Raw genomic sequence first — 21,710 nt, 5'->3', positions numbered from 1 at the left:
CTTTATGCTGTTTTTCGCAATTCTAGTATATCAGATGAACGTGTCTTTTGTGTTGCACTTCATTTTACAACAGGGCACATTTTAAAAATATACAACTTGATAGAATTTCTTTACTCGATAAGACCATTGAGCAAGCAAATACTGATTTAAAAGAATTTCCCCCTTCTTAATATCTCAATACTTCTTTAACTTCTTTCGCTAGGATTGTTCCTATTAAAACGAGAATTGATAAAACTATCGGTACAATTCGGAAAACTCCCCAGTCTGGATCATAAGCTAAAATAATGGACAGTATATAAAGTACGAAACTCGTATAGAGTAGTGTTTTATTCCCTTTCTCCATCCCTATTCTAAGAAAAATGGCTCCAATAACAATACTTAATAAGTTTGGTCCTAGAAAAATTAAAATGAAAAGTCCCCAAGCATTACCCGAAAGTGCAAAGTAAGAGATAAACAATACAAGATAGATAATGGATAAGTAAAAGGCGACTGAAAGAAGAATGGAAGTATATTTGATTTTTGTTGGATAATTCTGGATAGGCGCCGAATAAAAACCATCTCCACTTATCCTAATCGTATCTTTAGTTTCTTCAAAATTATTCTGCTGATTTGGCATAGCATTCTCCTCCCTTTTCTTATTACTTTATTTATGTTTTCTCTTAAAACATTTATACACTATTTCATCATTCTTTTCATTAACCGTAAGACAACTGAAATCCTACCAAGGAATTGCAGAATAGTGACGCCCAAGGAAACCAACGGAACGATCGGATACCAGGTATGCTCTTTTCTAATCGAAGAACATAATCGTACCCGATCCATTTTCACTACCTGCTATCCAAACAGTCGAAATATAAAGAAAGGTTATAAAATAAATGAACCCTGATACCGTTTATTTCTAAACATTTATTTCACTCCACTTTCAAAGTAAAGTATAAATTGATTTATTACCTCTCATTATACCACAATTTGTAACCGCTTCCTCCGTGTTTTCTCGCTATATAAAAAAGATAGGATTTTATGAACCGCACCCCACAAGTTAGACAGAAAAAATCTAACTTTTGGGGTGTTTTATTATGAAATTAACATATAAGGATAAGGTTCAGATATATGAACTTAGAAAACAAGGGCGAAGCTTCAAAGAGCTTTCAAATATATTCGGAATAAATATTCCTAATCTTAGGTACATGATTAAATTGATTGATCGTTACGGTATAGAGTTCGTCAAAAAGGGGAAGAATCGTTATTATTCTCCTAAATTAAAACGAGAAATTATTGATAAAGTTCTGCTTGAAGGTCGTTCACAAATAAGGGTGTCTCTAGATTATGCTCTCCCAAACCAAGGAATGCTTCCAAATTGGCTGGCACAATACAAGAAAAATGGGTATACTATTGTTGAGAAAACAAGAGGGAGAGCACCTAAAATGGGACGCAAGCCAAAGAAGAAACCTGAAGAAATGACAGAGTTAGAACGTCTTCAAGCAGAAAATGAGTACTTGAGAGCGGAGAATGCCATTCTAAAAAAGTTGAGAGAACTCCGATTGAAGGAAGAAAAAGAGCAAGAAGAAAAACGGAAATTGTTCAAGGATTAGTAACAGAGTTTTCTTTAGATATCCTTCTAAAGATTATTAAGCTTGCCCGTTCATCTTATTATTATCACTTAAAACAGCTGGATCAAAGCGATAAGGATGATGAAGTTAAAGCTGAAATTCAGTCAATTTATACTGAGCATAAAGGAAATTACGGCTATCGCAGAATGACTCTTGAATTGAGAAATCATGGCTTCGTAGTGAACCATAAGAAGGTGCTGCGTCTTATGAAAGTACTTGGTTTAACGGCTCGAATTCGCCGTAAACGGAAGTATTCTTCATACCAAGGAGAGGTTGGCAAGAAAGCAGATAACCTTATTCAACGTCAATTTGAAGCAATCAAACCAATGCAAAAGTGCTACACAGATGTGACAGAATTTGCCATTCCAGCAAGCAGCCAAAAGCTTTATTTATCACCAGTTTTAGATGGCTTTAACAGCGAAATTGTCTCCTACAATCTTTCTACTTCGCCGAACTTACTACAAATGAAAGCTATGCTAGAACAAGCCTTTACAGCGAACCATTACGAAAATACAATTCTCCATAGTGACCAAGGATGGCAATACCAACACGATTTCTATCATCATTTTTTAAAGAATAAGGGAATTCAACCATCTATGTCACGTAAGGGAAATAGCCCAGATAACGGTATGATGGAATCTTTCTTTGGCATTCTTAAGTCTGAAATGTTTTATGGTTATGAGAATACTTTTCAGTCACTTGAGCACTTGGAACAAGCTATTGTCGACTATATTGATTACTACAATAACAAACGAATTAAGGTAAAACTAAAAGGACTTAGTCCTGTACAATACAGAACTAAATCCTTTGCTTAAATTAATTGTCTAACTTTTTGGGGTCAGTACATTTACGCCCTATCTTCTATAATTACTCTCCATTATCAAACATTACAGTTCCGAAAAAAACCACTATAGCTATTATAAGAGGCATAAGGAAAAATAATCCCCCAGCTGGGTCATACGCTAGAATCATCGAAACAAAATATAAAACTGCGGATGTATAGAGAGTTGTTCTATTCCCCATCGTCTTTCCGTTCCAAAGCAGAAGGGTCGCAATGATAATACAGAGAAAATGGAGTTGTAGCATAATTGTCCATTCTCTAAATGCGATCGCGACGAGTAGAGACCATCCTAGGTATATATTTGCGAAAACAAGTGCAATAGATAGTACTATCGTACTTCCGACTCTTTTTTCTGGCTTCATCTCATTGTTAGAAAGGAGACTATCTCCTAAAACATATGCCTCTTTGTCTTTATTTTTTGGGGGATTCTGCTCTTCCCCCGCCATGGGTTGCTGAACAGCCGCTTCAGGCACACCTTGATGCTCTTGATTTGATTCAAACTTTGGATCTTGATCTGTCATCTTTATCCCTCCTCTTTTATAATCTGATTGATTGGTTTTACGGTGTCTTCTACTCCTATTATACCCCATTTGATGAGCCATTGCATATGCGATTATTGGTGATAGATTTTATCTATCAAGTTGATAAATTATCCATATTATTCAAATGATTTTTTTCGTGTTACAATGACTGTATTATTTTCTAATCGGTAAGGTAGTTTCCTTTTCTCCTTGCTTATTAGAGAGGAGGAAATCATTTTTGGATTGGTCAATTGTTGAACAATATTTTCCACTCTACCAGCAGGCCTTTTTCTTGACCTTACACATTGCTGTGTGGGGAATTTTAGGTTCATTTCTTTTAGGACTGATTGTCAGTATCATCCGTCATTATCGTCTACCGATTTTAAGTCAACTAGCTGGCTGTTACATCGAACTTTCTCGAAATACGCCGCTCTTGATTCAGCTCTTCTTCCTCTACTTTGGATTGCCAAGGATAGGAATCGTCCTTTCTTCAGAAGTCTGTGCAACCATTGGTCTCATCTTTTTAGGTGGTTCCTATATGGCTGAGTCCTTCCGAAGCGGTCTAGAAGCTGTCAGCCAAACCCAGCATGAAATCGGTCTCTCCATTGGTCTAACACCCAAACAGGTCTTTCGCTATGTGATCCTACCGCAAGCGACTGCAGTGGCTCTGCCTTCCTTTAGTGCCAATGTTATTTTCCTGATTAAAGAGACCTCTGTATTCTCTGTAGTCGCTTTAGCTGACCTCATGTATGTCGCAAAAGATTTGATCGGACTCTATTACGAGACAGATATCGCCCTGACCATGTTGGTCATTGCCTATCTGCTTCTCTTACTACCGATTTCACTTCTCTTTAGTTGGATAGAAAGGAGATTACGCCATGCAGGATTCGGGAATCCAAGTACTCTTTCAGGGAAATAATCTCCTTCGGATACTCCAAGGCTTGGGCGTGACCATTGGGATTTCCATTATCTCTGTCTTCCTATCCATGATCCTTGGAACTTTACTCGGAATCGTGATGACTTCTCATTCAAAAGTCATTCGTCTGCTCACTCGCTTTTATCTGGAATTCATTCGGATCATGCCCCAGTTGGTCTTGCTCTTTATTGTATACTTCGGTTTGGCCCGCAATTTCAACATCAACATTTCTGGTGAAAGTTCAGCTATTATCGTCTTTACCCTTTGGGGAACGGCTGAGATGGGAGATTTAGTCCGAGGGGCTATCACTTCTCTTCCAAAACACCAGTTTGAAAGTGGACAAGCCTTAGGATTAAGCAAGGTCCAACTATATCGCTACATCATCATCCCACAGGTTCTCAGACGCTTGCTTCCACAAGCTATTAACTTGATTACCCGTATGATAAAGACAACCTCCTTAGTGGTCCTCATCGGGGTTGTAGAAGTTACCAAGGTCGGCCAACAAATCATTGATAGCAACCGCCTGACCATCCCAACCGCTTCTTTTTGGATTTATGGAACCATTTTAGTCTTGTACTTTATTGTCTGCTTCCCTATTTCCAAATTAGCAGGACAGTTAGAAAACCACTGGAGGAATTAATATGTCTGAAACCATTTTAGAAATCAAGGACCTAAAAAAATCCTTTGGAGATACTCCTATCCTCCAAGGGCTTTCCCTCAAGGTTCAAAAAGGGGAGGTCGTAGTGATCTTGGGGCCTTCTGGTTGTGGTAAGAGTACCCTCCTTCGTTGTATCAATGGCTTAGAAACTATCCAAGCTGGCGATATCCTCTTGGATGGTCAATCCATTACCAAAAACCAAAAAGACTTCCACCTGGTCCGCCAAAAGATTGGGATGGTCTTCCAAAGTTATGAACTCTTCCCCCATTTAGACGTTCTCCAAAACTTGATTCTTGGTCCTACAAAAGCTCAAGGACGAGCTAAAGAGGAAGTTATCAAGGAAGCAGAAGAGTTACTGGAACGGGTCGGTCTCTTGGAGAAGAAACATAGCTACGCAAGGCAGTTGTCTGGTGGACAGAAGCAACGGGTAGCCATCGTCCGCTCCCTCCTCATGCATCCAGAAATTATCCTCTTCGATGAGGTGACAGCCTCTCTAGACCCAGAGATGGTGCGGGAAGTCCTAGAACTCATCAACGACCTGGCCCAAGAAGGACGGACCATGATTCTAGTGACCCACGAGTTGCAGTTCGCACAAGCCATTGCCGATCGAATCATTTTCTTGGATCAGGGCAAAATTGCCGAAGAAGGAAGTGCTCACTCCTTCTTTACCAACCCACAAACCCAACGAGCACAAGAATTTTTAAATGTATTTGACTTTAGCCAATTTGGCTCATATCTATAAAGGAGATTTTTATGAAATTCATTAAACCAATTTTAGTTCTTTTTACCTTCGCTCTCGCTTTGCTCTTTATCACTGCATGTGGCTCCAGCAAGTCATCATCTTCTTCTACCGGCTCTAAAGCTCGTACCATTGAAGAAATCAAGAAAAGTGGCGAGCTTCGTATCGCAGTCTTTGGAGACAAAAAACCATTTGGTTATGTTGATAATGATGGATCATACCAAGGTTACGATATCGAACTAGGAAACCAATTAGCTAAAGACCTTGGTGTCAAACCGAAATATGTATCAGTGGATGCGGCTAACCGTGCGGAATACCTGATCTCTAATAAAGTGGATATCACCTTAGCCAACTTCACAGTAACAGATGAGCGGAAAAAACAAGTAGACTTTGCCCTTCCTTACATGAAGGTTTCACTCGGTGTGGTATCTCCTAAAGATAAGGTCATCACAGATGTGAAACAATTGGAAGGAAAAACCTTGATCGTAACCAAGGGAACTACTGCTGAAACTTACTTCGAAAAGAACCATCCAGAAGTAAAACTTCAAAAATATGACCAATACAGCGATGCCTATCAAGCTCTCCTAGATGGACGTGGCGATGCCTTCTCAACAGACAACACAGAAGTCCTTGCTTGGGCCCTTGAAAACAAAGGATACGAAGTTGGAATTACTTCACTTGGTGATCCAGATACAATCGCACCAGCAGTTCAAAAAGGAAACAAAGAGCTCCTTGATTTCATTAACGATGACATTCAAAAGCTTGGAAAAGAAAACTTCTTCCACAAAGCTTATGAAAAAACTCTTCACCCAACCTACGGCGATGCTGCAAAAGCGGATGACCTCGTTGTTGAAGGTGGCGAAGTGAAATAACAAATAAAGACTCTATCGCAATGATAGAGCCTTTTTTCTTGTCAAAAACTGTTTTTCTTAGTATCCTTTGGTCGTTTCACCCAAAAGAAAGTACCTAATAGGACATCGATGGCTAAACAGACAGAGAGGACCTGTAGCGGCCACAGCAAGCCATAAACAGCTGATAGACCGTAGAAAATACATGCTGATGCCCAAAAGATTCGAGAATCTATCGCCAAAGCGAACTGGGTTGAGACAAAGCCGATGGTGAATAGGATCAAATGGATACTCGTTGCATAAAAAATCATGAAGGCAAAAGGGCCGGTCAAGATGAGTCCGACGAAGCCCAAGCCATAATAAGTAAGACCGAGCCATTTTGGAAGAGCAAAGAGATAGGAATAAGGAGACGATGCATTTTCTCCCTTGCTTAAGTTCCTGTTAAGGGGCTCTCTAGATGTCTCAAGTGACTCCTTGCTATTGTTATCTTGCTCAACCATCACATCCACTGCAGGCCTTTCTTGCCCAGCCTCTAAGTCCTTTGTTACTACTCTTGCACTTCCGTCGCTCGATTGGTTCCCAAATAACATAACAAGAGGAGAGATGATTAGTTTTTCTTTTATCAAGACGAAGACATTCGGATAGCCGTATCGTTTTGGGTAAGAAAGCAAATCGGATAATAAGGACGAAGATACCTTATTTCCGGAGCTCCCTTCATCTGAGCTTCTTTGACTTTTTACCCGCTCAGCTGTCTCTTCTTCATCTCCACGTGCAGTACCTTCTTGGTCAGCAAGGGCGCTTGACCGCGTCCCAATGAGCTTCTGCAAACTTTCCTTCTGTCTATATACCAGATAAAGGGAAATGACAGAATGGTAAAAAGGAATGGGTGAAGTCGTCTTTAAAACGAGGAGATCTATCAAGACAGAAGGAAGATAGTAACAAGCATAAAGGCAACTGAGCCCAATTAAGACCTTCTGATTCTTAATGATGAGGAAACTGGACAACAAGATGACAAGCAGGACTTCTTGGTCCACACCTTCAAATAATCTCCAGTAAAAATCAGATTTTGAATAATCCAATATATTCCACAAGCGTAAGAGAACAGGAATTCGATCTACCAATTGTAAGATACTGATCCCCAAAGAAACCAATGGAACGATTGGATACCAAGTCCCTTCCTGACCAAGCAAAGAACGAAGACGAGGCCACTCCACCTTATTGATCATTATCAGGACAATCGCTAAGGTTGGAAGTTGAGAAAGTCTCATCACAACCTCCGTACCAAACAAAGCAATGGGAGCCTCTTGTGGCCAAAAGATGCTGAGTACTAGGAAGAGAGCATAGGGAAGAAGACCTTCCGGCTTCACCTCATGTTTCCATATGGTGACTGTTAGAATGATTTGAAAAGCCAGCCATAAAACAATCTGAATGATTGACAACCAGATAATAGGGGGACTCTCTCCGTTTCCAAGCTCTCCGGATAAGAGCATAAATACTTGAAAAAGAGACCCAAAAACCTGGACAAGTAAGAGAATTGGGTAGCAAATTTTACGGTTCATCACAATCTCCTTCCTCTAGACGAATCAGTGAAGCGTGATCTCAAAAACAAGCTTTCTTTCTAATTGAAGCTAGTGAGACAGTAATCCATTCTTAAATAAAGTCTGCCTCTGCAATAGCTTCTTTCACCACTTCCAATGGGAGATGGACTAGTTCTACTTCTTTTTCACGGTAGAGGTACTCAGCATATTCATCGATACGGTATTGATGGATATAAACAACCCGCTTGCAACCAACTTGAAGCAACTGCTTGGTACAGTTGAGGCAAGGGAAATGGGTCACATAGGCAGTAAAACCTTTGGGAATCCCCCGTTCGGCTCCCTGTAAAATGGCATTGACTTCCGCATGGAGGGTTCGGACACAGTGCCCTTCCACCATGAGACAGTCATGATCCAAGCAATGTTCTGTACCAGAGACAGAGCCATTGTAGCCCGTCGCAACCACCTTATGATCCTTGACCAATACAGCACCTACCTTGGCACGTTTACAAGTTGCCCGATTTGATATTAACAAAGCCTGTGCGGCAAAATATTCATCCCAGGCTAATCGTTTATGTCCCACAATCTTGTCCTCCTTCATGAATCTTCTAATTTTTTTCATTATAGCACGAAATCAGCAAGAAAAAAAGATGACACTGTCACAGCCGATTCCATCATCCAAAAAAAGAGATCCATGCGGATCTCTTTATCAATTATTTACCAAGTTTTGCTTTAGCTGCATCTGCAAGAGCTGTGAAAGCTGCTGCATCGTTAACAGCCAAGTCAGCAAGCATTTTACGGTTTACTTCGATCTCAGCCAATTTCAAACCATGCATCAATTGTGAGTATGAAAGACCGTTCATACGAGCTGCCGCATTGATACGTGTGATCCACAATTTGCGGAAGTCACGTTTCTTTTGACGACGGTCACGGTATGCATAGTAGTAAGAGTTCATTACTTGTTCTTTTGCAGTACGGAACAAGATGTGTTTAGCTCCATAGTAACCTTTAGCTAATTTAAGAATACGTTTACGACGTTTGCGTGATACAACGCCACCTTTAACACGTGCCATTTATATTTCCTCCAATATTTCCTAGAATTCTTTACTTACAAATACGCGATTATTTCAAGCGAGTAAGCATTGCTTTGATACGTTTGAAATCTCCTGAATGCACCATAGATGCTTTACGAAGATGACGACGTTGTTTCTTAGTTTTTCCGTGGAAACGGTGAGAAGTGTAAGCACGGAAACGTTTAAGTCCACCAGAACCTGTACGTTTGAAACGTTTAGCTGATGCGCGGTGTGTTTTTTGTTTTGGCATGATATTTTCTCCTTTTTTTAACTTTCTGACAGATTATTTCTTGTCAGTTGCTGGCGCCAACTGCATGAACATTTGACGACCATCCATTTTAGCACGTTGTTCGATGATAGCAATATCTTGAGTTGCTTCAGCGAAGTCGGCTAAAACTTTTGCCCCAATCTCTTTATGGGTGATCATACGACCCTTAAAGCGAATGGAAACCTTCACTTTGTTCCCTTTTTCAAGGAACTTGCGAGCATTGCGAAGTTTTGTATCGAAATCACCCTTGTCAATAACTGGGCTCAAACGAACTTCTTTCACGGTCACAACGCTTTGTTTTTTGCGTTGTTCTTTTTGTTTCTTCTGGTACTCAAATTTGAACTTACCGTAGTCCATAATTTTCGCAACAGGAGGTTTAGCTTGAGGTTGAATGAGAACCAAGTCCACATTAGCGTCGTCTGCAAGTGCTTGCGCTTCACCAAGTGGTTTGATACCCAATTGTTCGCCCTCAAGACCGATTAAGCGAACTTCACGTACACGAATTTCATCATTGATGAATAAGTCTTGCTTTGCTATGGTTTTCACCTCTTTTTTTATTTTAGAGAAAAACAAGAGCGGACTTGCTAACGCAAACCCGCACTACATGATTATAGTTCATTTCTGAAACTTCATCCGTAGGGGCCAGACAACGTTAGTCGCAAGGCGAGAAGTTCTCACTTCTGCTTTTCTCAACTTTTATATGATATCAAGTTTATGATGGATTGTCAAGGATTTTTTTTGCTTTTTCTTCAATAAATGCAACCACTTGATCAATCCCGACACCAGTCGTATCAAAATGAATGGCATCTGCTGCTGGTTTCAATGGGGAAACGGCACGGTGACTGTCTTTATAGTCCCGCTCAGCAATTTCTTTTTTCAATACTTCTAAATCTGTTTCAATGCCCTTGCTCAAATTTTCCTTATAGCGACGCTCTGCACGTTCTTCTACAGAAGCTACTAAGAAAATCTTCAACTCTGCATCTGGCAAGACAACCGTTCCAATATCGCGGCCATCCATCACAATTCCACCTTGAGCTGCAATCTGCTGTTGTTGCGCTACCAAGCGTTCACGAACAGCTGCCAAGGCAGATACCCAAGAGACATTATTGGTCACTTCATTGTCACGGATAGGATGTGTCACATCGACATCTGCTACAAAGACCATCTGTTGGCCATCTTCAGAGCGTCCAAAGCTAACAGGATATTGGTTCAGTAGATCAACCAACTGGTCAACATCTGCTTCAGTCAAATCATGACGGAGAGCCAAATAAGTAGCTGCTCGGTACATGGCACCCGTATCCAGATAGGTGTAACCTAGCTCTTTAGCAATAATCTTAGCAACAGTTGACTTCCCGCTAGATGCAGGACCATCAATTGCGATTTGAATCTGTTTCATAGCTTATCCTTTATTTAATCTTGACGACATCTCCTGGGTTGGCATACCATGATCCAGTAGACATATGGGAAGGATTCAGTTTTTCCAACTCAGCAATTGAGATACCTGCACGAGCTGCGATAGCAGCTTCCCCTTCACCTTCTAAGACTGTAATGGTTCCTTCTTCTGGCTTATCATCACTTGAAACTTCTGATTTTTGTGCTTCAGGAGCTGCGCTACTTGATGATACAACTGTGGTCTCTCCATTGTAGAAACCATTCATTTGTTTCTTCTTATCGCTTCCTCCTGTTGAAAGGAAAATCAAAAGACAAACCATCATCACTACAATCACAAAGAAAATAATGGCTAAAATTGTTAACAGGCGATCTGCCTTGATTCCATTTAATTTACTTGTCCGTTTCAATGTTTCTTCTCCATCATCATAAATCTCTTCTTCCCATGGTTCTTTTGCCATGACTTCCTCCTTGTGTTTTCCTCTAAAAATCATTACAATATAAGTATGAAAGTAACTCTAATACCAGAACGTTGTATCGCCTGCGGGCTCTGTCAAACCTATTCTGACCTCTTTGACTACCATGACAATGGCATTGTCAAATTTGCTTCTGTAGAAGACCTCTTAGAAAAAGAAATTATCCAAGATGCCTCTGTCCTAGAAGCTATCAAAAATTGCCCTACCCGAGCTCTGATCAAAGATTAAGAGCTTTTTTCATTGTCTGCATAATAGAGTTGGTAGTAATCTACGTGAATAAAATTATCTGTCAACTCAATCTCACCCTTGAAATGGTCATTTAAGGCCAGGGCATTAATAAAGTATTTCTTAGGCCACTTACGCATGCAGAAGGTACGACTTCTAGATCCATCATTAAAAATCAATTTGATGGAGTTCTTTGTAACCTCAACTTTATCAATACTGGAAATAGGCACTTTAATAGGTGTAAATGGGTTTGCAGTGATGATCCGTAAGATTCCATCATCGTATATGGTAAAGTAACGATGAACCCCTACAGCCATCATAGCCATAAAGAGGAAAAAGGAAAATAGTACCAGTGTTGGAATACTGGAACTCTCATACATAAGAGCCAGACCAATAAAGACTGGGATCACTGATAAAGACCAATAAGTAATCAACATCGATAGATCCGGCTGCCAATGGTAGCGGATTTTTCCAAAAATCTTGATCATATGCTTAACCCCCTCCTACTAGTTTAGCATAAATTTAGCAAAAATAGAACAGGAAAGCCTGTTCTATTTTAAATTATTTAAGTCATCAAATAACCTAAGACCGTTTCTATCAGATTCTTACATCAAAGCCCGTTTGACTTATCATTTTGCTACAGGAACTTTAAAGAAATCTTTCGTTAGATATCCCTTCCCACTGATAAGATCATATTCGACCATTTTTAAATCATCTGCAATTTCTAACGCTTCTCCCTCAAGGGCCTTTTTATCGACACTGGCCTTTTTCAAGACCTCAGTCAAGAGAGCATAGTAAGGAGATACCTTAGAATTGGTTTGTTCAAAGACCATAGCTGAGAAGTCACTCGAGTTAACCAAAGGGTAGTCCATTTTTGGAGCATCAAAATTGCTCCAAATAAAGTAGTCTGTCTGATACTGTCCCTCTGGATAATCCTTGAAGGCTGACTCTGGATACAAGCCTGGCAAATGGTCCCCATAAAAGACTACCGTAATTTTTTTATCAATTTTCGATAACTTTTCAAGGAAGGCTTGGGTAGCAGCATCAGTCTGATAAAGGAGGCGACTATAGAAAGTTAATTTAGAATTTTCCTCTGAAGTAAAGCCTTGTCCTTTGGCATCTAACGTATCAGGATTTGCCTCCAGCCAAGGAGAATGATTCTGCATGGTCATTACTGAAAAGAATTGTCCCTTTTGAGGGCTTAGATTCTCTATGACTAAATCGTAAGTCGACTCATCACTAGGACTAATGCCTTCATTTCTATACTTGACTCCCTTTGTATTAGTCGTGATGAAATCTTTAAAATCCAAGCGGGAATAGACAATATCCCTCGAATAATTAGATTTACCAGCTAAGTGAATCGCAATTTTATCCTCCGTTGCATAAACATTACTAATCGATGGCACATCGTGAATTTTAGGAAATACTTCCGTATACAAAACTGATACGGTCTGAGAAATGTTATAGAATGGTAAACCAGTCAAGGTCTGGAATTCCATATTAGCAGTTCCACCACCATAACCATCCGATTGCATCTGCCCACTCGTGTGGGTCTGCATAATATTTTCAATGTTTGGAATTGGATTCTGTGTCACTTCTACCGTTGAAATTTTTCTAGGATCAGAGAAGCTTTCACTCAATATATAAATCACCGTCTGATCACTCAAGTAACCGTTTCTCTCTTTATTGATGACCTCCGCCAATTTTCGGTACTTCTCTTGAATTTTTGCAAGTCGTTCCTTGGAATATCCTTCAGGCTTCTGAATCACTTCTGTGGTCAATTGATTCATCCAAACATAGGCAAGCCCTTTATAGCGAGCATTGGAGGTATTGCCTAACCAGTTGATGTCCTGGTAGTTATTCAAGGTAGTGATAATCGGAACATTTGATCTAATTTTCCCATTTTCTTTGTCTGAAAAGATAGACATCACATTTCGAAAAGAGAAAAACATGGTTATTATGAGAAGTACTTGGATCTTCCAAGAGGAAATGATTTTCCCCTTGAAAAAGAACTTCATCCCAAATACAGATAGAGCAACTATCGCTAGCAGACTTATGACAGTAAAAACTATTTGGGAGCTATCAACAAAACCAAGCAAAGTAGCTGGCTTACTTAACCAAGTTAAATCACTTGGTAGAACCGGCTCCCTTCTCATCCCAAATTTGATAAAGTTAGCAATGACAAAAAACACCGAAACTAGGAGAACCAAGCAAGAAGCAATCCAATACTGGTTGATACAAATATAGACAAAGAAAATCACGGCTGTCAGCACCAATATCTGGAATAAGATAGCATCCGGAATAGTGAAATGAATCCCAAGAAATGGCTCTGTTCGTCCCAAACTAAATTGAAGGAAATAATTTAAAACAATTGCCGTAGTTACACTAGAGAAAAATGCTAATGATAAACTGGATTTATTCTTTACAAAATCTCTTTGACCTTTTGTATAGAGAAAACCAAGGGCAGAGAGCAAAGGAAAGAGAAAAAATAAGAAATCATTCGTCAACCAAAATTGTTGAGCAGAATACTTTCCAATCTCCAAGGCTTTGTACAAAAAGTTATCCGTTCGGTATATTAACGTTGAAAAATTTTTATCCGTAACAATAAAGGTAATTAATAATTGAGAAAGGATAACATATTGATAATTTTCATTAATTTCATCCCTATGTCTTTTACGGTTGGACACCCGATCATAATGATACCTTAGCAAAACAAGTACCACGGTCAAGGCAAACAATATCCCTATTACCATAAAAGAATTCGTTCGAAAGAATGGATTCTTCTGTAAATTCCACACCTTATATTTTGGATTATTGAGATAAAGGGTTATTTCCGTAAGATAAGATAGGGTATTGTAGATGAAATAACTAACGATTAATTTTAAAGGGAACCATTTTTTAAAGTTAAACTGGGACATAATGACCACTAACAATGCAAAACTAATTCCAAAAAGAATTCCCAAAAAATTCACATATTGAAGAACGGTTCCAGTCGCCTTATTATGAATCGCCAAATTATTTTGTGCTAGATAAAAATTAAAGAAGAAAAATAGCACAAATGTAGTTGCATAATAAAATTGTGTTCTTGTAATTTTACGTTTTAAGTTAGTCAAAAACGTAATCAAATCAAATTTCTTTTTTCTTTTCATTCCTTCGCTTTCATCATCATTCTTTTAATTATATACTTCACTGCTCTTGCAGGCCCTATTACAATATACTTCAAAGCACCTTTAATCCCTCCGATTTGATTAAAATCCACGAAGGTATGTGGCTGGAGATCTTCACGATTGTTCAACTGCTTATTGTCGATAAACGGTGTCAGGGAAATCGGATTTTGTGAGATTCTGAAATCAAATTTCTGATCCCAGGCAATATAGATCAATAAGCGCTCAATCGCATGCAAGATAGAATTTTGTGGCAAGGGTTCAGCAGGAACATCAGCTTCTGTTAGATTCAGAGCAAAGAGAGGAGATAAGGCTTCATATTTAAACCAGACGAAGGTACCGTAGCTCATAACAAAGGTATTGAGATTTTTAAAATCGATACTCTTGGTCGCTCCCATTCGTTGCCAAAGCTTATTCATCTCTGGTGAGATTAAGGCTTCATTCCAAGCAACCACAATTCTATTGTATCGGAAGAAAGTTGGAATATCTGCGATGGTCATTCCGACTTTTGGATTACCCTCCATATTAGCAAGGATTTGATCTGCCGGTTTCACCAACATGTCAATCAACTCTTTTCTCCAAGACTCGCCTGCCCAAAAATCTGCTTCTTTAGATTTTTTGGTATGAAAATGTCCTACATAATCATACTGTAACAATTGATCTTTTAATTTCAACATCGGTAAGATATCTCGACCAACATTACCAGTCACCAAAATGCTAGCCATCTGTCCACGATGAGATAAGATTTGCTCGATTTCCAGCTTCTTTTCCTCTAGATCAGTGGTCACCCATAGATCATAGGAGAAATGAAACTCCTGAAAGGCATCCAAAAATTCTTCCAAGAGGTCCACATAAAAGACATGGAGGTGAACTGCTACTTTTTTATCAAAAGTTCCTTCTAGTTCTTGATCTTTCAAATACTTACGAGATAAGAGATACGGATAGTCCGGACGATCAATCATAGACATGTGGTTGAGAATTAAATCCAATGGATAGTCCGAAACCCGCTCCAATTCGTCAAAAATGTAAGGCATGATCCCTTCATTGTTTGCAATGGTTTTAACCTTAATAAAAGGAACCTTCTGACGGAGAATCGCTGTAGGATTGTAATAAGAAAAGTCTGGGTAGAGCATCCCCGTTGTGTCTTCTTGAATGGTATCAAACACTGTCTTATAGCGAAAACCTGCATCCAAGAAATTTGTTGTGACCTTGGTCTCGTAGTGATCAATCACATCTTGAACATTGGTGAAATCTTGAACACCCTGCCAAAATTCACGGAAGGTACTTGATTCTAGCACCTGCTTTTTAAAACTGAGATAATAACTCTGAATATGCTCGTTAAAATCCTTGTCTTTCCGGTAATTGGTCATACCCCAGAAATCAACCTCATCATCATTCTCAAATTTTTGATAGATTGGCTCTAAATCCCAAAGAGGGCCAAAGCAAGTATCATTCATGAGGGTAAGAGAATCAAAATGAGCCAGTTGATCAAAGCCTACTGTCTTCATTCCGTCCCGCCATGCTGCAAAGTCAAATCCAATATTTTGACGTTCTACAATATCATCCACTAAGTGACTTTGTGATAGCTCAACTTTGATGTCTTCAGGTAGTTTGCTATTTGAGATGAAGACCACTCGTGAATACAGGGGACGAATTTTTTCTAGTTGATAAAGGACATGTCCACTTATAAAATTAAACTTGTTAAAATGAACATATAAAAGTAAACGTTCCATCTTATTTCCTTATTCTTAAGAATTTCAAGATCTTTGTTGGGATGGTCCAACGTCTTGAAGTAATAACAGTTCTGTATGCTTCTTTCGCAGTTTCCAGCTCTGCTTCTAGTCTCTTCATGTTATTAATAGACTGCAACATTGAAGCTGCAAAAACTTTTCCGATATAATCAGATGCAGATGGATCATCTACTGAGAGCATCTTGTAGCTTAAATAGTAGATTCCTTCTTCCTCAACATCATAGATCAGTTGTGGATCAGGCTCGCTGAAAAGATAATAGCCGTCAGAGACGACACCATTCGTATAAACTGGAGGAATTAGCTTCCCTCTTGCATCTCTCAACTCAACCTGGGAGTAGTAACTTGGCTGTTCCGAAAGATCCACTCGAATGACCGACGTTCCTTTCGGAATTTCGATAGTGAGACGATCTTCTTTTTGAAGCAGTTTAGTCATAGTGCGATCTTCCGAATAGGTGTTTTCTTCATCACCGAAATAAATGGTAACAGACTCCATTCCAATGTGTGACAGAGAATCCATCGGTTTGGAAAGGCGAATCTCATAAGTATTATTCCGATCTAAAAGAATCCTCGTCATCTCTTTAAAATCAGCATTTGGATACTTATCAAGATAGTCCAGTTGTGTTTGTAGCAACTTATTAAAACGACGTTCTAATCTTTTAAAATCAGTAGGACGAGAATCCGATCCTTGATTAATGGTATAAGCAACTGTCGCTTCATCCAGATAAGCTAAAGAAGTCCGTTGAAAGAGCTCCAATTGGAGGTTGAAAGTATCATCTGATGTCGTTAAGTCTAACTCTTGATTGACCTCTACCATCAGATCTCTATCTACTAACCATGTAGAGGCCATGGTAAAGCCTCTTGTTGCCAGCATCTTTTCATAAGTATCTGCTAATGGGATCGTATGATTAGCAAAGCCAGCCTTAGAAACGAGAGTTCCTTTTTCATCATAAATATCAAAATCTGTATTGGACCATTTGCAATCAGGTTTACTTTCTAATAAGTCAACCTGTTTCTGAAGTTTTAAAGGGTCAACCCAAAAATCATCTCCGTCACAGCGAGCAATGTATTGCCCCCGTGCTTCCTTACAAATAGCTACCCAGGTTTTGGCGATTCCCTGATTCTCATTCTGATAAAAGGCACGGATCAGGTCAGGGTAGTTTGCTTGATAATCCTGAATGATGGAACGAGATCCATCACTTGAAGCATCATCCACCAAGATAATCTCATAAGCAAACTCTGTCTCTTGGGCTAAGAAGCTATCAATCGTCTTCTTTAGCCAGGGCTCTTTATTAAAAACCGTACAAATAATCGAAACAAAAGGCGTCGTTTCCATATCTCCCTCAGTCTAGTCAGTCATTGACCATGTTCCATTGCGTTGGATTAAGCCACTTGCCGCATCCATTGCTGATTTATCATCCAAAGCGATATCATCTCGATTGATAAAGATCAGTGGAGTTTGGGTAGCATCTGAAAAAGCCAACATCTGCCCTTCAGCATCCCTTACTGTCACTTCTAATTTCATTTTCAAGTCATTTACTGTTGGCAGTGAACAAGTATAATGAACCGTTTTATGTCCAGCTCCACTCATCAGTTGATTCATAGAATTATCATTGTAGATCCAAATGTTCCGATCAATATCCGTTAAAGACAGAGCGATATAGGTCTGGATATCTTCACGAACATCAAAATCAATCTGGAACTGAATAGGATCTTGAGGACGTAATTTGTTTGAGCTTAACAACTGAAGCTGAAAATTTTCAACCAAAACTTTTTCTTCCTGGTTGGAATTGCCTGCTCCATTAGCTTCTCCTCCCTGTTGCAAAGGAGCCGTATTATCAAAACTATATTGGTTGGCAACATTCTCAGGACTACCAATGGCCTTCACCAAACCATTTTCAATCAAAACAGCCTTGTTACAATATTTCTTGACGGCTCCCATATCGTGGGTAACCAGAATCGTGGTTTTCCCTGATTTCTTGCGCTCTTGGAAGTAATCGTTACACTTGCGCTGGAAGGCCTCATCTCCTACTGCAAGGACCTCGTCCAAAATCAAGATATCGCCTTGGGCCTTAATGGCAACCGAAAAGGCTAGACGAACCTGCATCCCTGATGAGTAGTTCTTAAGCTTTTGGTTCATGAATTCATGCAACTCGGCAAAGTCTACGATGTCATCGTACATGGCATCAATTTCAGCTGTCGAGAAGCCCAGCATGGCTCCATTCATATAGACATTTTCCCGACCTGTCAATTCTGGGTTAAAGCCAACTCCAAGCTCAATAAAGGACACCAGTTTCCCATCAATAGTGACAGTACCTTTTTCCGGTACATAGATTTCAGAAATAATTTTCAAGAGAGTCGATTTTCCAGAACCATTTCGACCTAAGATCCCAAAAAAGTCTCCTTTTTCTACTTCAAAAGAAATATCCTTGAGAACGTGCTGTTCTTTATAGCCTTTAATGCCTTTGAAACGATTGACCAGGGCAGTTCGAAGACTATTGGTTGCTTCTGTTGGCAACTTAAAGTACTTGCTGACATGGTCTACTTTTACTGCAATTTGTTTATCTGTCATTAGAGAATCTCCGCAAATTTCTTAGCATGTTTGTTAAAGTAAGCAAAGCCAGCAACAAAAATAAGAATTGGCAAGACATAAGGAATCAAAACCAAGAACTTATTTTCCACCAAAAGCCAGACAGGGGTGTTAGCCTTATCAATCAAGAAGTAACGCATGTCTTGAATAATTTGAGCTAATGGATTCATCATGACCAACTTTGCAGCCCATGGATTGCGATCTGCAATAAAGGTAATCGGGTAGATAATTGGCGTCGCATACAAGCCTGCTTGCAGGAGTACTTCCCAGACTTGACCTAGGTCACGGAAACGGACAAAAAATGTCGCTAAGATCAATGCACATCCTGTCGCCATCAAGAACAACTCAAAGAATAGCGGAATCACCATCAAAGCTGTCCAAGAGAATGTCACCCCATTAAAGAATGAAAAAATCAAAACCACAACCAGGTTAATGACAAAGTTGATGGCTGCTCCTGAAATCGCAGATAAGACAATGATGTGTTTGGAGAAGTTCAATTTTCGCAACAAGTCGCCTCGACTAACAATCGACACCATCCCCATAGAGGTTGCTTCTGAGAAGAAGCCCCAGATTACATTGGCCAACAAAAGGGCAACTGGGAAATGGGGCACATCCCCACCCAAGCGTAAAAAGCGGATGAAGACGACGTACATGATGGTAAAAGTCATCAGGGGCTTTAAAATGGACCAAAGATAGCCAATAGCTGAACCCTGATAGCGTAATTTAAAGTCTGTTTTGATTAATTCTCGTAATAAAATTCGATTTTTCTGACTAAAAACGTCAAACATTATTTTTTACCTCGATATGCAAACTTTGTCAGAATCAAGCTGGTAAACACAACCGTATGAAAAGCCCGGTTCTTCCGGTAACCGTACTGACGAATCCGTCTCAAACGTTCTTTTAGTGGAACATCCATAATGGTGACAAAGTTTTCAATGATTTCTTTAGTTTGGGAACTGACAGGCAGATCCAATAGATTTTTTGCTTGTTCTTGACTGGATTCAATGAGCTTCCAATACTTAGCAAAAAGAACATGAGGGCGAACCCAGTTTTTAACCCGTTTTCTAAGGGTACGAGCTCCCAGAACATTGCTACTGTGCTGACGGTACAATTCTGTCGGCTGATCGATATAGATGAGCTTTCCAAAGGCAGTTGCCAACAAAGCCAAGTACCAATCATGCATAAGGAGGGCATGTTTTTCTTGACCTGTCCATAACTCCGCCAGCGCGTGGTTAATCATGGCAACTCCGCCAGTTACCGTATTTTCTGTCAGCTCTTGAATCAGTTCTGTATTGGCATGATCAGACTGGGTTCGAATCATGCTTTCATGCTGCACAATCAAGTTTTCATCAACCACTTTTAAATCTGTGTAGACCAGCAAAGGCTCTGCTTGCAGATGTTTCTCTGCTTCTTCCACTTGTAGGGCAATCTTTTCAGGAAGCCAGACATCGTCTTGGTCACTGAAGCAATAAAGATCAGCCTTTTCATATTTTAAGAGTGTGTGAAAACTCTTGATGACACCCAGATTTTCGATGGCTCCTTGATTGATAAAGCGGATGCGCTCATCCTGAGCTACCAGCTCTTGAATGATTTCCACCGTACCATCTCTTGACCCATCATCCCGGATCAAGAGTTGCCAGTCTGGATAAGTCTGGTCTTGGATACTTTTGACCTGCTCTTTTAGATACTGCTCACCATTGTAGGTGGACAACAAGATATTTACTTTCATGATAAGAATAATTCCTCGTACTCACCTACAATTTTTTCCCAGGTAAAGTTATGCTTCATGTTGGTTTTAGCTAATTGACCCCATTCAGATACATCTTCTAAAGAATCAACCTGGTTGATCAAATGCGCTAAATTCCCAGTTTCTTTGGTCCAATATTGGGCTGTTTCCTTTGCAACCGTTTGGTTAAAAGAGACTCTTAAAACCAAATTGAGATCCGTGTGAGCAAGAGCCTCTAGGAGGCCCGGGTTGGTTCCGCCCACTTCATGACCATGAATATAGGCAAAGGCTTCTTTACGGATATACTTCAACAGGCCTTGATCATAAACAGTTCCTACAAATTTTACACGTGGATCCTGATCAAAGCCCGTTCGTGCTCGAAGCTCTTCAAAATAAGGATTGCCTTCGTGGTTACAAATGATGACCAAATCCCGCTTGGTAGAAGAGGCCATGAATTCACGAATGGCAGTCTCATAATTATTTTCTGGGACAAAGCGACCCAAGATCAAGTAATAGTTCTTCTCCTGTGTCTGCCATTTCTGATAGAATTCTCTGACCTTCCTATCCTGACTGGTCAGGCTGGTCGGAGATAAGTCGGTCCCATAGGCAATATAGGTCGTCTTGGACCAAGGGTAGGCTTCTTTGATGTAGGACTCGATACCAGGGTTGTCAGAAATCACCAAATCTGCGTGGCGCGTCATGACCTTTTCAGAATACTTGAGATAGGCTTGGATCGGTTTGGCCCACTTGGCCCGCTTCCACTCCAGTCCATCTGGATTGATATAGAATTGACCACCCATTTTATGAATCTTACGCGCAAAGGGTGCCACAAAGGCCCCAATTGTATTGCCCAAAACATAAAAAATCGGCTGTGTAATTCCTTGCTTTTTAATAACCTTCAAGGCATAACTGATAGCCATCATATCATAGGCAATAACCCGTGCAGGCCCAAGCTTCGGAGCTTTAATCGTAAAACAATCGACACCCTTGTAGTCAAAATGTTGATAGGCTTGATCATTAGAAAGGCAAGCAACATGGTACTGGATTTCCGAAGACACTTGATGGGAGACCAATTGGTCCACAAAAGTCTCAAAACCGCCATATTGAGCCGGAAGCCCACGACTTCCGATAATAAAAACGTGTTGCATAATATTCCCTTTCTAACAATTTACAGTCTATTCAATTATACCATTTTCTAGACTTTTTGCCTAATTCAAACAGAAAAGCGACCCTCTAGAGTCGCTATCAAAATCTTGATTTAATATGAATAACTCAATATGATGTATTCATTCAACAAGTCATTTACTGGTAGTGTACAATAAGTTGTGTAAACACAAAAAGGAATAAATCCTGTATAGTAGAGTTGCAACACATTTACTAGAA

Annotated in this window: 23 protein-coding genes and 1 other annotated feature; of the genes, 6 read left to right on the top strand and 17 right to left on the bottom strand. The window is 39.8% G+C overall.

What is annotated here, in order from left to right; genetic code table 11:
• Window positions 1-166 precede the first annotated feature (166 nt).
• Window positions 167-616 carry a hypothetical protein gene (locus K1J10_RS07485; RefSeq protein ID WP_223356529.1) on the bottom strand — a complete coding sequence of 150 codons (450 nt, stop codon included), beginning with the start codon at window positions 614-616 and terminating at the stop codon, window positions 167-169.
• Window positions 617-1,076: 460 nt separating this feature from the next.
• Between K1J10_RS07485 and K1J10_RS07480 the strand changes: the two genes are divergently transcribed.
• Window positions 1,077-2,425 (top strand): IS3 family transposase gene (locus tag K1J10_RS07480; protein WP_223356526.1). Its coding sequence is split into 2 segments (ribosomal slippage): window positions 1,077-1,527 and window positions 1,527-2,425, totalling 1,350 coding nucleotides; the frame shifts between segments, so codons are not numbered across the junction.
• Window positions 2,426-2,477: 52 nt separating this feature from the next.
• Here K1J10_RS07480 and K1J10_RS07475 read toward each other — a convergent pair.
• A complete protein-coding gene (locus tag K1J10_RS07475; protein ID WP_223356523.1) occupies window positions 2,478-2,972 on the bottom strand; it encodes a hypothetical protein in 495 nt (164 codons plus the stop codon).
• A gap of 238 nt (window positions 2,973-3,210) precedes the next feature.
• On the opposite strand from K1J10_RS07475, the gene K1J10_RS07470 reads away from it, so the two are divergent.
• The 4 genes from K1J10_RS07470 to K1J10_RS07455 are packed head-to-tail and all read left to right on the top strand — an operon-like array spanning window position 3,211 to window position 6,157.
• On the top strand, window positions 3,211-3,891 hold the full coding sequence (locus tag K1J10_RS07470) for an amino acid ABC transporter permease (RefSeq protein WP_154857846.1): 681 nt from the start codon (window positions 3,211-3,213) through the stop codon (window positions 3,889-3,891).
• A complete protein-coding gene (locus K1J10_RS07465; protein ID WP_006596050.1) occupies window positions 3,851-4,528 on the top strand; it encodes an amino acid ABC transporter permease in 678 nt (225 codons plus the stop codon). The genes K1J10_RS07470 and K1J10_RS07465 overlap by 41 nt, the downstream gene beginning before the upstream one ends.
• A 1-nt stretch (window position 4,529) precedes the next feature.
• Window positions 4,530-5,288 (top strand): amino acid ABC transporter ATP-binding protein, encoded by a 759-nt coding sequence (locus tag K1J10_RS07460; RefSeq protein ID WP_129269452.1) that lies wholly within the window; start codon window positions 4,530-4,532, stop codon window positions 5,286-5,288.
• A gap of 11 nt (window positions 5,289-5,299) precedes the next feature.
• Complete coding sequence (locus tag K1J10_RS07455) at window positions 5,300-6,157, top strand: cysteine ABC transporter substrate-binding protein (RefSeq protein WP_006596048.1); 858 nt, start codon at window positions 5,300-5,302, stop codon at window positions 6,155-6,157.
• Between the two features lie 41 nt (window positions 6,158-6,198).
• On the opposite strand, the gene K1J10_RS07450 is transcribed toward K1J10_RS07455, so the two are convergent.
• The 7 genes from K1J10_RS07450 to K1J10_RS07420 all read right to left on the bottom strand — a co-directional run bounded on the left by K1J10_RS07450 (window position 6,199) and on the right by K1J10_RS07420 (window position 10,859).
• Entirely contained in the window at window positions 6,199-7,692 is a 1,494-nt protein-coding gene (locus K1J10_RS07450; RefSeq protein ID WP_223356521.1) for a hypothetical protein, read from the bottom strand.
• Window positions 7,693-7,783: 91 nt separating this feature from the next.
• On the bottom strand, window positions 7,784-8,251 hold the full coding sequence (locus K1J10_RS07445) for a deoxycytidylate deaminase (protein WP_023023644.1): 468 nt from the start codon (window positions 8,249-8,251) through the stop codon (window positions 7,784-7,786).
• 130 nt (window positions 8,252-8,381) lie between these two features.
• Entirely contained in the window at window positions 8,382-8,741 is a 360-nt protein-coding gene (gene rplT / locus K1J10_RS07440; protein ID WP_000124834.1) for a 50S ribosomal protein L20, read from the bottom strand.
• Between the two features lie 49 nt (window positions 8,742-8,790).
• Window positions 8,791-8,991 carry a 50S ribosomal protein L35 gene (rpmI, locus tag K1J10_RS07435; protein ID WP_001125942.1) on the bottom strand — a complete coding sequence of 67 codons (201 nt, stop codon included), beginning with the start codon at window positions 8,989-8,991 and terminating at the stop codon, window positions 8,791-8,793.
• A 33-nt stretch (window positions 8,992-9,024) separates the two neighbouring features.
• A complete protein-coding gene (infC, locus tag K1J10_RS07430; RefSeq protein ID WP_006597373.1) occupies window positions 9,025-9,555 on the bottom strand; it encodes a translation initiation factor IF-3 in 531 nt (176 codons plus the stop codon).
• A gap of 15 nt (window positions 9,556-9,570) precedes the next feature.
• Window positions 9,571-9,701, bottom strand: a sequence feature (ribosomal protein L20 leader region).
• A gap of 20 nt (window positions 9,702-9,721) precedes the next feature.
• Window positions 9,722-10,405 (bottom strand): (d)CMP kinase, encoded by a 684-nt coding sequence (gene cmk, locus K1J10_RS07425; protein WP_223356519.1) that lies wholly within the window; start codon window positions 10,403-10,405, stop codon window positions 9,722-9,724.
• A gap of 10 nt (window positions 10,406-10,415) precedes the next feature.
• Window positions 10,416-10,859 carry an SAG1386/EF1546 family surface-associated protein gene (locus K1J10_RS07420; protein WP_223356517.1) on the bottom strand — a complete coding sequence of 148 codons (444 nt, stop codon included), beginning with the start codon at window positions 10,857-10,859 and terminating at the stop codon, window positions 10,416-10,418.
• 45 nt (window positions 10,860-10,904) lie between these two features.
• Here K1J10_RS07420 and K1J10_RS07415 point away from each other — a divergent pair, with 45 nt between their 5' ends.
• Entirely contained in the window at window positions 10,905-11,102 is a 198-nt protein-coding gene (locus K1J10_RS07415; protein ID WP_263285404.1) for a ferredoxin, read from the top strand.
• Here the strand turns inward: K1J10_RS07415 and K1J10_RS07410 are convergent.
• The 8 genes from K1J10_RS07410 to cps2T all read right to left on the bottom strand — a co-directional run bounded on the left by K1J10_RS07410 (window position 11,099) and on the right by cps2T (window position 21,475).
• A complete protein-coding gene (locus K1J10_RS07410) occupies window positions 11,099-11,587 on the bottom strand; it encodes an EbsA family protein (RefSeq protein ID WP_223356515.1) in 489 nt (162 codons plus the stop codon). The two genes, K1J10_RS07415 and K1J10_RS07410, sit on opposite strands and share 4 nt — an antisense overlap.
• A gap of 141 nt (window positions 11,588-11,728) precedes the next feature.
• Window positions 11,729-14,248 (bottom strand): LTA synthase family protein, encoded by a 2,520-nt coding sequence (locus K1J10_RS07405; protein ID WP_223356513.1) that lies wholly within the window; start codon window positions 14,246-14,248, stop codon window positions 11,729-11,731.
• The gene (locus tag K1J10_RS07400; RefSeq protein ID WP_223356510.1) at window positions 14,245-15,996 is read right to left on the bottom strand and encodes a rhamnan synthesis F family protein; all 1,752 of its coding nucleotides are present in this window, start codon (window positions 15,994-15,996) and stop codon (window positions 14,245-14,247) included. Before K1J10_RS07400 ends, K1J10_RS07405 begins: the two co-directional genes overlap by 4 nt.
• A 1-nt stretch (window position 15,997) precedes the next feature.
• Window positions 15,998-17,347, bottom strand: coding sequence for a glycosyltransferase (locus tag K1J10_RS07395; protein WP_223356508.1), 1,350 nt, complete (start codon window positions 17,345-17,347; stop codon window positions 15,998-16,000).
• A 12-nt stretch (window positions 17,348-17,359) separates the two neighbouring features.
• Entirely contained in the window at window positions 17,360-18,583 is a 1,224-nt protein-coding gene (locus tag K1J10_RS07390; protein ID WP_223356506.1) for an ABC transporter ATP-binding protein, read from the bottom strand.
• Entirely contained in the window at window positions 18,583-19,389 is an 807-nt protein-coding gene (locus K1J10_RS07385; protein WP_214259797.1) for an ABC transporter permease, read from the bottom strand. Before K1J10_RS07385 ends, K1J10_RS07390 begins: the two co-directional genes overlap by 1 nt.
• A complete protein-coding gene (locus K1J10_RS07380; RefSeq protein WP_223356504.1) occupies window positions 19,389-20,330 on the bottom strand; it encodes a glycosyltransferase family 2 protein in 942 nt (313 codons plus the stop codon). The genes K1J10_RS07385 and K1J10_RS07380 overlap by 1 nt, the downstream gene beginning before the upstream one ends.
• Entirely contained in the window at window positions 20,327-21,475 is a 1,149-nt protein-coding gene (gene cps2T / locus K1J10_RS07375) for a beta 1-4 rhamnosyltransferase Cps2T (protein WP_223356502.1), read from the bottom strand. The genes K1J10_RS07380 and cps2T overlap by 4 nt, the downstream gene beginning before the upstream one ends.
• Window positions 21,476-21,710: the final 235 nt, after the last annotated feature.

This window comes from Streptococcus australis (genome assembly GCF_019930045.1).
Classification (GTDB): Bacteria; Bacillota; Bacilli; order Lactobacillales; family Streptococcaceae; genus Streptococcus; species Streptococcus australis_D.
The sequence above is the reverse complement of the archived record's forward strand: the minus strand, read 5'-3'. Positions and strand labels throughout refer to the sequence as shown.